The sequence below is a fragment of the Nocardia sp. GP40 genome, from assembly GCF_050434125.1.
GTDB lineage: Bacteria > Actinomycetota > Actinomycetes > Mycobacteriales > Mycobacteriaceae > Nocardia > Nocardia albiluteola.
Window position 1 is genome coordinate 73,348 of record NZ_JBNPVW010000016.1, and the last position, 13,744, is coordinate 87,091.

Consider the following 13,744-nt stretch of genomic DNA (forward strand, 5'->3'; position numbering starts at 1 on the left):
CGTGACCGCCCGTTCCTTCGTCGGGACTCGCTCGGATGTCCTCTGGCGCAGCCTGTTCGACGAGCAGATCCGTCCGGACGGTCACGAGCGCGTGCTCGCGGACTGGATCGGCGACTACCTCACCCGTCCGCACGAGGACCTCGGCCGCGGCGGCCCGGTCTGCCCCTACGTCCGGCCCGCGATCACCCACCGCAGCATGGTGGCGGCGTTCGTGCCGGGCGCGGCCGAGCTCACCGAGGATCGCATGCGCTCGATCGTCCTGGACGCCTTCGACATTCACGCCGAACTCGTTGCGGCGACCCCGGATCGCCGCGGACCGCAGGTGGTGATCACCGTGTTCCCGGAGTTGTCCGACGTCGGGCGAGTGGACAGCGTGCACGCCGCGCACAAGGACCTGTTCGTCGGCAACGGGCTCATGCTGGGGCAGTTCTATCCCGGATGCGGCCAGCCTGGCCTGTGGAACAGCGACTTCCGCCCGCTCGACGCGCCGTTGCCGATGCTGGTGGTCCGGGAGATGATGAACACCGACTACCCCTTTCTGGTCGGGGATCCGGACTGGGTGTACGCGTATCTCACCAAGTTCGCCCGCGGACTCCCGGCCAAGCTGCGCCGCACGATGGCCGAACGGTCGCACCTGACCGACGGTCCGTCCGCGGTCGCCATCACCGACCATCGCGCGCACGATGTCGGTGAGTTCGCCGGCAGCGCGTGAGGTCGTGCGCGTGCGACCGCGGCCGGACCGCAGCCGTCAGCCGCGCAGCACGTGCCGCCCGATCGCCCACTTGTGCACCTCGGTGGGCCCGTCGTACAGGCGGAACGCGCGCATGTCCCGGAAGATCATCTCCACGACCGTCTCGTCGCTGATGCCGATGCCGCCCAGCACCTGCACGCAGCGATCGGCGACCTTGAAAAGCTCTTCGGAGACATAGGATTTGGCCATCGAGCTTTCGTGCCGGGCCTTGTGGCCGTTGTCCATCAGCCAGCAGGCATGCCAGATGGTCAGCCGGCACTGGTGCAGCGCGATCTCGTTGTCCGCCAACATGAACGAGACGCCCTCGTGCTCCCCGATGGGCTTACCGAAGGCGGTGCGGGTGCGGGCGTGCTCGACGGCGATGCGCTGCGCCCGTTCGGCCGCGCCGAGCCACCGCATGCAGTGGGTCAGGCGCGCCGGGGCCAGGCGCAGCTGCGCGTACCGCAGCGCCTGACCGGTCTCGCCGAGGACGGATTCCCTTGGCAGTGTGAGGTTTTCGAAGCTCACCACGCCGTGCCCGCCGACGTAGTTGCGGTCCATGGTGTTCATGGTGCGCTCGATGACGATGCCCGGATCCCCGCCCTCGGTGAGGAACAGCGTCGGGCCCTCCGGGAGATGCGGGTTGGCCTCGAGCCGGGCCATGATGATCCAGGTCTTGGCGCCGTCCGCGCCGGTGATGAGCCACTTTCGGCCGTTGATGGTGAATTTCTCGCCGTCGAAGGTCGCGGTGGTGGCCAGCTGGCCCGGGTCGGATCCGGCCCCGTCGGGTTCGGTCATCGCGAAGACCGAGCGCTGCTGACCGTTGATCACCGGCATCAGGTAGCGATCGATCTGCGCGGCGTCGGCCACCCTGGACAGCAGGAACATGTTGCCCTCGTCGGGCGCGGCGCAGTTCATCGCGACCGGGCCGAGGGTCGACCACCCCGCGGCCTCGTACAGCACGGCCTGCTCGAGATGGGACAGGCCGCGCCCGCCCAGTTCCACCGGGGCCTGCACGGTCAGCAGCTGCTCCGCCCGCGCCAGCTCCACCAGTTCCTGCCGCAGTTCGTCGCTGGGACCGTGGGAGGTCAGCCGCGGATCGCGCTCGTAGGGAACGATCTTGTCGATGATGAACCGGCGCACCCGATCGCGTTCGGCGGCGAGGTCGTCGGGAATCGAGAAGTCGATCATCGGTGGGGTCACCTTCGTTCGTGAAACACGGCGTTTGCGAGCTTGCGAGCAGACCATGGACACAGCGCGCCCCCGCGCACGACGGAGCCGAGCGCTAGCGAGGCATAGTCGTGAGCGGGTCGGCTCGGTCCCTGCTCGGCGGGCACAGCCGAGCATACGACGCACCCCGGGGCAGACTGAAGGCACCCGACCTCAAATGCCCCGGAATCCGGCCCGTCGCGGTATCAGCCGAGGACCGACCGCAGGAACGCCGACACCTCGGTGCGGTAGGCCAGCGGCTGATCGTCGTGGACGAGGTGCCCGGCGTCGGGGACCAGCACGTGCCGGGCGTTCGGATTCATCTCGGCCATCCGCCGCATCTGGCCGGGCGGCGTGATCGTGTGCTCGCCCTCCAGCAGCAGCGCGGGCACCCGCAGCGACTTCCATTCGGTCCAGAAATCGCGGGTGCCCCACTCCTCGGAGATATCGCGGAAGGTCGACACCTCGCCGTGCAGCCGGTAACCGTCCGGGCCGCGGGTGAACGAGTCGAGGAAGTAGCGCCCGGCCACGGGACCGAAGAACTCCAGCACCGCGTCGTCGTCCGGGAAGGGCTGTGGCCACCCGGCGATCATCTCCGCCCAGTCCCGTGCTGTCCGCCCGCGGAAGTCCGGCGCCATGTCCTCCACCACCAGCGCGCGCACCCGCTCCGGATGGCGTGCGGCGAACATCCAGCCGTGCAGCCCGCCCATGGAGTGGCCGATCACCACCATCGGCCCGGTGATCGCGGCGGTGGCTGCGGCCAGATCCGCCACGAACGCCTCGGTGGTCAGCTCGAGCGGGGCGGGGCGGCCGTGCCCGGCGGCGTCGAAGGTGTAGAGCTGCCCGAACTCACGCAGCCAGTCCAGCTGCCCGCGCCAGGTCCGCGCGCTGCCCATCAGGCCGTGCAGCAGCAGAATCGGCGCACCGGCGCCACCCTCGTCGATCACCATCGCCCCGACCATACGGCCCGGCCGCCGGTACCCACGCCGCGGCTCGGCAAACCTCGCCACTGTGCATCGCCTAGGATGTTCTCGCATGAGTAGGCTCGGCCCGGAGACAACAGCATGAGTTCGGAATTGCACGTCGATGTCTCCGCCGGTGTTGCGGTGCTCACGCTCAACCGTCCCGCCCAGCAGAACGCGTTCACCCCGGCGATGGCCGCGGAACTGAGTGCCGCGCTGCGCCGGTGCGATGTCGAGGACGCCGTCCGGGCGGTGGTCATCACCGGCACGCCGCCCGCATTCTGCGCCGGCGCCGACCTGTCCAATCGGGTCGGAGAGGTCAGCGGCACCATCGATCCCCCGCCGTGGCGGGTGCGCAAGCCTGTCATCGCGGCGGTCAACGGCCACGCCGTGGGCATCGGGCTGGCGCTGGCCCTGCAGTGCGACCTGCGCTATATGGCCCGCGACGCGGTCTACGGACTCAACCAGGTGCGCCGGGCCGTGATGGCCGACGGTTACGCGCACTGGACGCTGCCGCGGCTGGTCGGGATGGCCAATGCGGCCGACATCATGCTCACCGGCCGCACCTTCGACGGCGAGGAGGCCAAGGCCATGGGCCTGGCCAACGACAGCCTGCACGCCGGTGAGGTGCTACCGACGGCCATGGCCGTCGCCCACGACATCGCGGGCGGTTCGGCGCCGCTACCCGCCGGGCTGTCCAAGCGACTCCTCTGGGAGGGACTGGGGATGGCCCCCGAGGCGGTCGGCCAGCTGGAAACCGAGTTGAACTCCTTTGTCGCCAAGAGCATCGACGGCGGCGAGGGCATGGCGGCGTTCAAGGACCGTCGCCAGCCCCGGTGGACCGGCAGCGTCAACGAGGAATGGCCCGCCTGGGAGGTACGGGCCGAACCGGAGCGGCCCAGCCTGGACTGACGCTATGCGTGTCCGCCGACGAGGATCATCAGGTAGATCACCGCGACGATGCACATGAGTACGGTCCCGACGACACCGAGGATGTATCCGACCAGTACCTGCGTGCGTCCACCGAAGGCGCCGCCGGAACGCTCGATCTGATCCAGGGCCCGCTTACCCATCGCCCACGCGATGGGACCCAGTGCGCCGCAACAGAACACGCTCAGGGCACCGAGCAGCAGCACGGTCGTCGCGTGCGGGTGCTCGATCGGCTGCCCGATCGGTTGGTCGGGCAGATCCCCGTAGTAGGGACCCTGGTTCCACATGGCCACCCCATGAGTCTACGGGGGTTGCCGGAGGAAAGCGTGTTGACGCGCAGGCCTTTACGCCCGGCGCTGGCGGGCGATGTCGGCGAGCACGACGCCCGCGGCCACCGAGGCGTTCAGCGATTCGACGGGGCCGGCCATCGGAATGCTCAGGATCTGATCGCAGTTCTCGCGCACGAGCCGGGACAGTCCCTTGCCCTCCGAGCCGACCACCACGACTGTCGGTGTGGTGCCGTCGAATTCGTCGAGGGTGGTGTCGCCCCCCGCGTCCAGGCCGATGACCTGCACCCCGGTACTCGCCCAATCCTTCAGCGTGCGAGTCAGATTGGTGGCGCGCGCCACGGGCAGCCGGGCCGCCGCGCCGGCGCTGGTGCGCCAGGCCACCGCGGTGACGCTGGCGCTGCGGCGCTGCGGGATGACCACGCCGTGGCCGCCGAACGCGGCGACCGAGCGGATCACCGCGCCGAGGTTGCGTGGATCGGTGATGTTGTCCAGCGCCACCAGCAGCGCGGGTTCGGCCGAGCCGCGGGCGGCCACGAGCAGATCGTCGGGATGCGCGTAGCGGTAGGGCGGCACCTGCAGCGCCATGCCCTGATGTAATCCGTTGGAGCTCAGCCGATCCAGGTCCGTGCGCGGCACCTCGAGGATGGAGATGCCGGTGTCGGCGGCGATCTTCACCGACTCGGTCAGGCGCTCGTCGTTCTCGGCGCCCACCGCGACGTACAGCGCGGTCGCCGGGACCCCGGCGCGCAGGCACTCCACCACGGGATTGCGGCCGAGCACCAGCTCGGGGGAGTCCTCGTTGCGGCGTCCGGCGGTCCGGCCCGCGGGCGCGCGGCCCCCGCCCTTCGCCGCGGCCTTGGCCGCCGCGACCGCCCGCTTGTGCGCGGGATGGTAACTGCGGTCCTCCGCCTTGGGGGTCGCGCCGCGGCCCTCGAGCCCGCGGCGGCGCTGACCGCCGGAGCCGACCGTCTGGCCCTTCTTGCTGCCGCCCTTGCGAATCGCGCCGCGGCGCTGCGAGTTTCCTGCCATCAGTCGGCCCTCCGTGTCTGTGGTGACACCAGCGACCATTCGGGGCCGTCGGGTGTGTCGGTGACCTCTACGCCGGCGGCCTGCAGCCGGTCGCGCACCGCGTCGGCCTCGGCCCAGTTCTTCGCCGCGCGGGCCTGCTGGCGGCGGTCGAGCTCGGCCCCGACCAGCACCTCGAGCGCGCCGTCGGCCGCGGAGGAGTCCTGGGCGCCGGCCCAGTGCGGATCGAGGGGATCCACGCCGAGGATGCCGAGCATCGCACGCACCTGACCGGCCAGCTCGCGCGCGGTATCGCCCGAGCCGGACTCCAGCGCCTTGTTGCCCTCGTGCACGACGCTGTGAATTTCGGCCAGCGCCTTGGGAATTCCGAGATTGTCGTCCAGCGCCTCGGCGAAGGCATCGGTCCACTTGCCGACCGGGATCTCGCCGAGCCGCTCGGTCGCCCGCCGGACGAACGCCTCGAGCCGCTGATAGGTCGCCGCGGCGTCGCGCAGGGCCTGATCCGAGTACTCCAGCATCGAGCTGTAGTGCGCGCTGCCCAGATAGAACCGAAGTTCCACGGCGCGAACGTGTTCGAGCACATTCGGCACGGCCAGCGTGTTGCCGAGCGACTTGGACATCTTCTCCCCGCCCAGGGTCACCCAGCCGTTGTGCAGCCAGTAGCGCGCGAAACCGTCACCGGCGGCACGGGATTGGGCGATCTCGTTCTCGTGGTGCGGGAACACCAGATCCATACCGCCGCAATGGATGTCGAATTCGGGGCCGAGATAGTACCCGGCCATGGCCGAGCACTCCAGGTGCCAGCCCGGGCGGCCGGGACCCCACGGCGAGGGCCAGGTCGGCTCGCCGGGCTTGGCGGCCTTCCACAGCGTGAAATCGCGCGGGTCGTGCTTGCCCTCCCCGGCGCTCTCGCCCTGGTGCACGTCGTCGAGCTTGTGGCCCGACAGGGCGCCGTATTCGGGGTAGCTGCGCACGTCGAAGTAGACGTTCCCGCACGAGGCGTACGCGTGGCCCCGATCGATGAGCCGCTGCATCATCTCGACCATCTGGGTGATGTGCCCGGTCGCGCGCGGCTCCACCGAGGGCGGCAGCACGCCGAGCGCGGCGTACGCGCGATCGAAGGCGCGCTCGTGCGTGGTGGCCCATTCCCACCACGGGCGGCCCGCGGCGGCGGCCTTGTTCAGGATCTTGTCGTCGATATCGGTGACGTTCCGGACGAAGGCCACGTCGTATCCGCCCGCGAGCAGCCATCGGCGCAGGACGTCGAACGCGACTCCGCTGCGGACGTGTCCGATGTGGGGCTCACCCTGCACGGTGGCGCCACACAGGTATATCGACGCTCGGCCGGGGACCAGCGGCGTGAAATCACGCAGGGTCCGCGTCGCGGTGTCGAACAGGCGCAGAGTCACGACCAGCCATCCTACTGTCAGTGCGATTGCGGAAGGTACGGGCGGGTGCCGGGAAGCGAACGGTATCCGGCAGCTCAGAAATCGGTCGGGGCGTTGGATCGGCTACCGACAACACAGCAGCGCGGTGGCGACCGCCGCAATACCTTCGCCGCGGCCGGTGAGACCCAGACCGTCGGTGGTCGTGCCGGATACCGAAACCGGCGCACCGAGTAATTCTCCCAGTACCCGCTGCGCCTCGCTACGCCGCGGCCCGATCTTCGGCCGATTCCCGATGACCTGGACCGCGGCGTTGGCCACCGCGAAGCCGGCGTCGTCGAGCAGACGCCGGACCTCGGTCAGCATGGCCGCGCCGGATACGCCCGCCCATTCGGGGCGTCCGGTGCCGAAGACCGCGCCGACGTCGCCCAGTCCGGCCGCGGACAGCAGCGCGTCGCACAGCGCGTGCGCGGCGACGTCGCCGTCGGAGTGACCGGCGCATCCGCTCTCGCCCTCGAACAGCAGCCCGGCCATCCAGCAGGGCCGCCCGGGTTCGATGGGGTGCACGTCGCTGCCGATGCCCACCCGCATGGTGGCGGGATCGGTCACCGCATCGCTCCGGTGCTCAGTGTCTGTCCCGGTTCATCCCGTTCGGCCAGCAGGGTGCGGGCCAGGTGCAGGTCCAGCGGGGTGGTGATCTTGAAGGCCATCGGTTCGCCGGGAATCACTCGCACCCGGGCGCCGAACGCCTCGACCAGGGCGGCGTCGTCGGTCGCCTGCAGCCCGGCGGCGTACGCCCGGCGCAGCAGATCCGCCTCGAAGCCCTGCGGGGTCTGGATCGCGCGCAGTCCGGCGCGGTCGGGGGTGCCGGTGACATCGCCCTGCGCGTCGACCGACTTGATCGTGTCGGTGACCGGGAGGCCGGGTACCACGGCGGAGTGACCGGCGCGCAGCTCGGCCACTACCCGGGCGATCAGGGTCGGCGGCGTCAGGGCGCGCGCCGCGTCGTGCACGAGGAAATGGGAGGCCTGCGGTGCGGCGGCAATTCCGGCGCGCACCGAATCGGTGCGCTCGGTGCCGCCGGGGACCACGTCGACCGGCACGGGGCATGCCGGTCCGAGGTGGCCCACGAGCAGGCCCTGCGCCTCGCCGACGAGTTCGGCGGGCGTCATGATCACGATATGGTCCACGACCCCGGACGCGATCAGTCCGTCTATTGCGAGTGTGAGCATGGGGCTGCCGCCGACCGGGACGAAGGCCTTGGGCATGGACTCACCCAGGCGTACGCCTTGGCCGGCGGCAGGCACCAGCGCCACAACACGACTGACGTCGTGTCGATTCTTCACGGTCAGGAGGCTGCTGCGAGAACCTCGTCGAGCAGGGTCTCGGCCTTCACATCGTCGGTGCCCTCAGCGAGGGCGAGCTCACCGACGAGGATCTGGCGGGCCTTGGCGAGCATGCGCTTCTCGCCGGCGGACAGGCCGCGGTCCTGTTCGCGCCGCCAGAGATCACGCACGACCTCGGCCACCTTGTTCACATCGCCCGAGGCGAGCTTCTCCAGGTTGGCCTTGTAACGGCGGGACCAGTTCGTCGGCTCCTCGGTGTGCGGCGCGCGCAGCACCTGGAAGACCCGATCGAGGCCCTCCTGACCGACGACGTCGCGGACGCCGACATACTCGGCATTCTCGGCGGGAACCCGTACGGTCAGGTCGCCCTGGGCAACCTTCAGGACCAGATACTCCTTCTGCACGCCCTTGATGGTGCGTGTCTCGATAGCTTCGATCAGCGCCGCTCCGTGGTGGGGGTAAACGACGGTGTCTCCGACCTTAAAAATCATGTGTCCCGTGCCCCTTTCGATGCTCACAGTTTAACATGCGACTCGGTAACGGCGCGATCAACGACGCAGGTCAGGGCCACAACAGCCGCGCGGTGGGGGTTGACAGAACGAAACTCGTGTGCATCCTGTTGTGCCAGAAGGAGTTACGGCCGGGCGGTCGCGGGCCGGGTACGACACGGGTACCCGGAGGGGGCCTGCGGATCCGCGCGCCCGGCCAACTATTACGCTCCGTACTACTACTCTGCATCGTGGAGTGAGCCCGGTCGACATGGAGGGACAACCCGTGACTGCCCTGAAAGCCAACACCGCGTCCAAGGCGCCCCGTCGCGCCGTGCGGCGCAGTGCTGTTGCAGTTGCCGCGCTCGCCGCGGGCTCGGCGCTCGTGCTGTCGGGATGCGGCGCCGGTCAGATCTCGCAGACCGCCGAGCAGGTTTCGGCGGTGAACGGCAATACCGCCAATGTCGGCGCCGTCGCCCTGCGCGATGTGCGGATCCTGCTGCCGCAGTCCGCGGATTACACCAACACCAAGGGCGGCAAGGCGCTGCTGGCCTTCAGCGCGGTCAACTCCGCACCCGACAAGACCGACGAGCTCAGCAGCATCACGACCGATCTGGGCACCGTGAACATCACCCCGGCCGATGCCGCGCTGGCCCCGGGCCGGGTCCTGGTCGCCGGTGCGCCCAAGGCCATGCCGCAGAGCGCCTCGACCAGCGCCGCGCCGACCAGCAGCGCCACCCCGACGAGCGGTTCCGCCGCCGCCACCAGCACTGCCGCCGCCACCAGCACCGCTGCGCCGACCGGCAGCGCCACCCCGCAGGCCGCGGCCACCACCTCGGCGCAGAAGCCGTCCGCCGGGGCGTCCACGCCGATCGTGGTCGAGATCGACGGCCTGAGCAAGGACATCACCCCCGGCCTGACCTACCCGGTGACCTTCAACTTCAAGGAAGCCGGCACCGTGCTGGTCAACATCCCGGTCGACGCGGGCACCACGCCTCGCAAACAGGGCTGAACAGCGGCTGTCAACACCCCTGAACGGCAGGCTCCGGCGAAGTATGCGAATTCTGTCGGAGGCGATCCTTAGGCTGCCCACGTGGTCAAGGTGAAATCGCTGTATCGCTGCTCCGCGTGCTCTCACGAGGTCGCCAAGTGGGTGGGCCGCTGCCCGGGCTGCGGCGAGTGGGGTTCCATCGACGAGATGGCGGCCGCACCCTCGGGCGTGTCGGCCGGGCGGCGCGCGCTGCTGCCCTCGACGGCGGCGGCGCCGATCTCCACCATCGACTCCCAGACCACCCGCGCGCGCCCGACGGGGGTGAGCGAGCTGGATCGGGTCCTGGGCGGCGGCGTCGTGCCCGGCTCGGTGGTGCTGCTGTCCGGGGAGCCCGGGGTCGGCAAGTCGACGCTGCTGCTCGAGGTGGCCCATCGCTGGGCGCGGCAGCGCGACGAGCGGGCGCTGTACGTGACCGCCGAGGAGTCCGCCGGGCAGGTGCGGTTGCGCGCCGACCGGACCGGCGCGGTGCACGAGCGGGTCTATCTCGCCGCCGAATCGGATCTGGCCACCATCCTCGGGCATGTCGAGCAGGTGCGGCCCTCGCTGGTCGTGGTCGACTCGGTGCAGACCATGCTGGTCGCGGACGCGGACGGGGTGATCGGCGGCGTGACCCAGGTGCGCGCGGTCACCGCCGCGCTGACCTCGCTGGCCAAGGCGAGCGGAATCGCGGTGCTGCTGGTCGGGCACGTCACCAAGGACGGCAGCGTGGCCGGACCACGCACCCTCGAGCATCTGGTGGACGTTGTGCTGCAGTTCGAGGGCGACAGGCATTCCACGCTGCGCATGGTGCGCGGGCTGAAGAATCGCTTCGGCAGCGCCGACGAGGTGGGCTGCTTCGAACTACACGAGGACGGCATCGCCGGCGTGCCCGACCCGTCCGGGCTGTTCCTGCACCACCGCTCGGAATCGGTGCCGGGTACGGCGATCACCGTGGCGATGGACGGTAAGCGCCCGCTGCTCGGCGAGGTGCAGGGGCTCGCCGTCGGCACCGCCGTGCCCGCGCCGCGCCGCGCGGTCAGCGGCCTGGACTACAACCGGGTCTCGATGATTTTGGCGGTGTTGCAGAGCCGGTGCGGTGTGTCGCTGGGCAAGCACGACGTCTACGCGGCCACCGTCGGTGGCATGCGGCTGACCGAGCCGGGCGCGGATCTGGCCATCGCCCTTGCCATTACGAGTGCGGTGCAGGAAAGGGCGCTCCCCAGCGGAATGGTGATCCTGGGCGAGGTCGGCCTGGCCGGTGAGGTGCGGCGCGTCACAGGAATCGGGCGTCGCCTCGCGGAGGCCGAACGACTAGGTTTCACACAGGCGCTGGTACCGCCGGGGGTGGACTGCTCCGGGCTCGCCATGAAGGTGCGTGAAGTGACCGATGTCGATGCGGCAGTGGCATTGAGCGGTCTGAAGAGACAACGAGGCAAGCGTGCGGAGGCCGCCGAATGAATCCTGGCCGTTGGGTCAGCAGTCTGCTCGGCAAGCCCGGTCCGGGCGCCGTGACACGGGGGAATTCGGCCGCCGCGCAGGCCGCCGGCGTTAGGCTGAGCGAGGTGGTGTCGCGGCTGGTGCCGGGCACCGAGCTGCGTGACGGCGTCGATCGCATCCTGCTGGCGGGGACCGGTGCGCTGATCGTGCTGGGACACGACGAGGCGATCGAGCGAATCTGCGACGGAGGCTTCGAGCTCGATGTCGAATTCTCCCCGACGCGGCTGCGGGAGTTGTCGAAAATGGATGGGGCCGTGGTGCTTTCGACCGACGGCAAGTACATCCGGCGGGCCAATGTGCATCTGGTCCCGGATCCGGCGCTGCCCACGGTGGAGTCGGGTACCCGGCACAAGGCCGCCGAGCGCACCGCGGCCCAGACCGGTCATCCCGTCGTGTCGGTGAGCCGCTCGACCGGGATCGTCACGGTGTACCTCAACGGCTTCCGGCATCTCGTCCAGCCCTCCTCGGCGATTTTGTCCCGCGCCAACCAGGCGATGGGGACGCTGGAGCGCTACCGCTCGCGGCTGGACGAGGCCACGCGGCAGCTGTCGGTCGTCGAGCTGGAGGACTTCACGACGCTGCGCGATGTGCTGTCCGCCGTGCACTGTCTCGAGCTGGTGCGCCGCATCGGTCGCGAGATCGATTCCGATGTCGGCGAACTCGGTGTCGACGGCCGTCAGCTGGCGCTGCAGCTGGCCGAGGTGATCGGCGAGACCGATACGCTGCGGCGGCTCATCCTGCGCGACTATCTGCGAGCGCATCCGGTGGGTGAGGCCGAACTCGACGCCGCCCTCGCCGAGCTGGACGCGCTGGTCGAGGTGGACCTGCTCGACCTGGTGAATCTTGCTCCCGCGCTGGGCTTTCCGGCCACGCTCGAGGCGCTGGACACCGCGGTCGGCCCGCGCGGGTACCGGCTGCTCGCCGAGATTCCGCGGCTGTCGCTGTCCCGCGTGGAATCGGTTGTCGAGGTGTATGGTTCGCTGTCCAGCCTGTTGTCGGCCACCGCCGAGGAGCTCGCGGCCCTCGACGGTATCGACCCGCAGCTGGCGCGCCAGATCCGGGAGGGGTTGTCCCGCATGGCCGAATCGGGCGGGGGTGTAGCTACCCGATATTGAACGGCTCGGGCGCGCTGTGGATCGATCCGAACTGTGCGCTGACAGCGTAGGCCCCCGCCGGCACCGGCACCCGCTCACCCGCGCAGGCCGCCTGGGAGGTGGTGCCCGACCAGGTCAGGGTGAATGCCGCCTGCTGGCCGCCGTTGAGGGTGCGCACGTCGGGCGCGCCGCCGGAGTCGCAGTCGGTGCTCGTCCACAGGCGTCGTTGCCCGTCCAGCGACTGCACCGAGACCTGTTGCAGGCCCGAACCCATGTCGCGGGAGCAGGCCGCGGTCGAGATGTTGGTGATGACGATGCCGAATACCGGCTGCTGACCGGCCTTGTACGTGGGCTGGCCGACCGTGACCTTCACCGCCAGCGACTGATCGGGGCAGGGCGCGGGCGTCCCGGCCGCGGTGGCGTTGACCGAACCGGACGGCGTTGGGGTCCCGGCGGCCGCGGTACCGGAGGTGGTGGCGGCCGCCGAGCTGGTGGCGGACGCGCTCGAGGTTGCGGATGCGGACGACGAGGTGGCGGCGGCCTTGGACGCGGCCTTACCTCCGCCACTGTGTAGCAGCATGATCGCCAGCCAGATCACCAGGGCGAGCGCGACGACGATCGCCCCGATGGCGAGTGCGCGGCGCCGCCAATAGATCTCCGGTGGCAGTGGTCCATTCGGTTCCAGCACACCACAACGGTAAGGGCACGATCGGGTATGCCCGGTTCACGGCCGCGGCGTGTCGGTATGTGTGAACTATGGTGTGCGGTACATTGCGCGGACTCGCCGCACCGGGGTGCGGCATGCGCGCGGTGCGGGACTCGCCGATTCAGACCGTTTCGCCGATATTGCCGATCGAGCGGCGCAACTGCGCGCGGCCGTCCTCGAGCTTGTAGGTGACGCAGGCGATCGCGCATTCGCCGGTGGCCACGCGGTTGGAGATCGTCATCGACCGCTGCATGAGCAGCCGTCCGGTCTCCACCACGTGCCGTGCCTCGAGTTCGTCGACGCTGGTCAGGCCCTCACGGCGGCCGAGCAGCACGGACGGGGTGACCTTCTCGACCAGGTCGCGGATGAAACCGCCGGGAACGTTGCCGCCATCCAGCGCATCGATGGTCGCGGCAACCGCGCCGCAGCTGTCGTGCCCGAGCACGACGATCAGCGGGACGTTCAGGATGTCCACGCCGTATTCGATCGAGCCGAGCACCGCGGAGTCGATGACATGGCCCGCGGTGCGGACCACGAACATGTCGCCCAGCCCCTGGTCGAAGATGATCTCCGCGGCAACCCGGGAGTCACCGCACCCGAAGAGGATCGCCGTGGGCTGCTGACCGCTGACGAGCTTCGCCCGGTCGGCCGCCCCCTGGCTCGGATGCTCCAGCGAGCCGCTGACGAACCTGTCGTTGCCCTCGCGGAGGGACTTCCAGGCTGTGATCGGGTTGGCATGAGGCATGTGTCCCATTTTCCATACGACGATGGTTACCGGCCAGTCTCGCAAGTAACGGCCGGGCAAATATCCGCCCAGCCGCCCCCGGCCGCCGCGGTGCGGCGATCGGCGCTGTGCGCTGGCGAAATGCTACGCGCAGGCGCGGGCTCGGGGTGGTGTCGGGCCGCGCTGTTCGCATGTGGCTGGGAAGTGACCGCACTTTCTGCTGGATGACCCTCAAATGCTACTCATGGTCTCATGCTGCGGCTGACCCGTCGTATGCCGCCGCGGCCCGGGGGTACCTCCGGATTCGATGGACGATGGGCGAGGTGA

At 69.8% G+C, this 13,744-nt stretch carries 15 protein-coding genes; 5 read left to right on the forward strand and 10 right to left on the reverse strand.

Annotated features, from left to right (window positions below):
• Window position 1: 1 nt before the first annotated feature.
• Window positions 2-712, forward strand: a complete 711-nt coding sequence (locus tag ABH933_RS36540) for a DUF6875 domain-containing protein (RefSeq protein WP_429424513.1) — start codon at window positions 2-4, stop codon at window positions 710-712.
• A gap of 36 nt (window positions 713-748) precedes the next feature.
• Here ABH933_RS36540 and ABH933_RS36545 read toward each other — a convergent pair whose 3' ends face one another.
• Window positions 749-1,921 carry an acyl-CoA dehydrogenase family protein gene (locus ABH933_RS36545; RefSeq protein WP_429424515.1) on the reverse strand — a complete coding sequence of 391 codons (1,173 nt, stop codon included), beginning with the start codon at window positions 1,919-1,921 and terminating at the stop codon, window positions 749-751.
• Between the two features lie 224 nt (window positions 1,922-2,145).
• Entirely contained in the window at window positions 2,146-2,889 is a 744-nt protein-coding gene (locus ABH933_RS36550) for an alpha/beta fold hydrolase (RefSeq protein ID WP_429424517.1), read from the reverse strand.
• Between the two features lie 114 nt (window positions 2,890-3,003).
• On the opposite strand from ABH933_RS36550, the gene ABH933_RS36555 reads away from it, so the two are divergent.
• A complete protein-coding gene (locus ABH933_RS36555) occupies window positions 3,004-3,813 on the forward strand; it encodes an enoyl-CoA hydratase/isomerase family protein (RefSeq protein WP_429424519.1) in 810 nt (269 codons plus the stop codon).
• A gap of 2 nt (window positions 3,814-3,815) precedes the next feature.
• Here the strand turns inward: ABH933_RS36555 and ABH933_RS36560 are convergent, their stop codons facing one another.
• The 6 genes from ABH933_RS36560 to carD form a co-directional block, all read right to left on the reverse strand.
• Complete coding sequence (locus ABH933_RS36560; RefSeq protein WP_429424806.1) at window positions 3,816-4,118, reverse strand: DUF4190 domain-containing protein; 303 nt, start codon at window positions 4,116-4,118, stop codon at window positions 3,816-3,818.
• A gap of 57 nt (window positions 4,119-4,175) precedes the next feature.
• The gene (rlmB, locus tag ABH933_RS36565) at window positions 4,176-5,150 is read right to left on the reverse strand and encodes a 23S rRNA (guanosine(2251)-2'-O)-methyltransferase RlmB (RefSeq protein ID WP_429424521.1); all 975 of its coding nucleotides are present in this window, start codon (window positions 5,148-5,150) and stop codon (window positions 4,176-4,178) included.
• On the reverse strand, window positions 5,150-6,556 hold the full coding sequence (gene cysS / locus ABH933_RS36570; RefSeq protein ID WP_215915478.1) for a cysteine--tRNA ligase: 1,407 nt from the start codon (window positions 6,554-6,556) through the stop codon (window positions 5,150-5,152). The genes rlmB and cysS overlap by 1 nt, the downstream gene beginning before the upstream one ends.
• A gap of 102 nt (window positions 6,557-6,658) precedes the next feature.
• A complete protein-coding gene (gene ispF, locus ABH933_RS36575; protein ID WP_215915934.1) occupies window positions 6,659-7,123 on the reverse strand; it encodes a 2-C-methyl-D-erythritol 2,4-cyclodiphosphate synthase in 465 nt (154 codons plus the stop codon).
• 14 nt (window positions 7,124-7,137) lie between these two features.
• Window positions 7,138-7,878 (reverse strand): 2-C-methyl-D-erythritol 4-phosphate cytidylyltransferase, encoded by a 741-nt coding sequence (ispD, locus tag ABH933_RS36580; protein WP_429424524.1) that lies wholly within the window; start codon window positions 7,876-7,878, stop codon window positions 7,138-7,140.
• A gap of 2 nt (window positions 7,879-7,880) precedes the next feature.
• Window positions 7,881-8,369 carry an RNA polymerase-binding transcription factor CarD gene (gene carD, locus ABH933_RS36585; protein WP_019931623.1) on the reverse strand — a complete coding sequence of 163 codons (489 nt, stop codon included), beginning with the start codon at window positions 8,367-8,369 and terminating at the stop codon, window positions 7,881-7,883.
• A gap of 283 nt (window positions 8,370-8,652) precedes the next feature.
• Between carD and ABH933_RS36590 the strand changes: the two genes are divergently transcribed.
• The 3 genes from ABH933_RS36590 (at window position 8,653) to disA (ending at window position 12,008) form a co-directional block, all read left to right on the forward strand.
• Entirely contained in the window at window positions 8,653-9,378 is a 726-nt protein-coding gene (locus tag ABH933_RS36590; protein ID WP_308166289.1) for a hypothetical protein, read from the forward strand.
• Window positions 9,379-9,459: 81 nt separating this feature from the next.
• A complete protein-coding gene (gene radA, locus ABH933_RS36595; protein WP_429424527.1) occupies window positions 9,460-10,854 on the forward strand; it encodes a DNA repair protein RadA in 1,395 nt (464 codons plus the stop codon).
• Complete coding sequence (gene disA, locus ABH933_RS36600) at window positions 10,851-12,008, forward strand: DNA integrity scanning diadenylate cyclase DisA (protein ID WP_429424529.1); 1,158 nt, start codon at window positions 10,851-10,853, stop codon at window positions 12,006-12,008. The genes radA and disA overlap by 4 nt, the downstream gene beginning before the upstream one ends.
• Here the strand turns inward: disA and ABH933_RS36605 are convergent.
• Both ABH933_RS36605 and ABH933_RS36610 read right to left on the reverse strand, forming a co-directional pair.
• The gene (locus tag ABH933_RS36605) at window positions 11,995-12,675 is read right to left on the reverse strand and encodes a hypothetical protein (RefSeq protein WP_429424531.1); all 681 of its coding nucleotides are present in this window, start codon (window positions 12,673-12,675) and stop codon (window positions 11,995-11,997) included. The two genes, disA and ABH933_RS36605, sit on opposite strands and share 14 nt — an antisense overlap.
• 139 nt (window positions 12,676-12,814) lie before the next feature.
• The gene (locus ABH933_RS36610) at window positions 12,815-13,438 is read right to left on the reverse strand and encodes a carbonic anhydrase (RefSeq protein ID WP_429424533.1); all 624 of its coding nucleotides are present in this window, start codon (window positions 13,436-13,438) and stop codon (window positions 12,815-12,817) included.
• Window positions 13,439-13,744 lie beyond the last annotated feature (306 nt).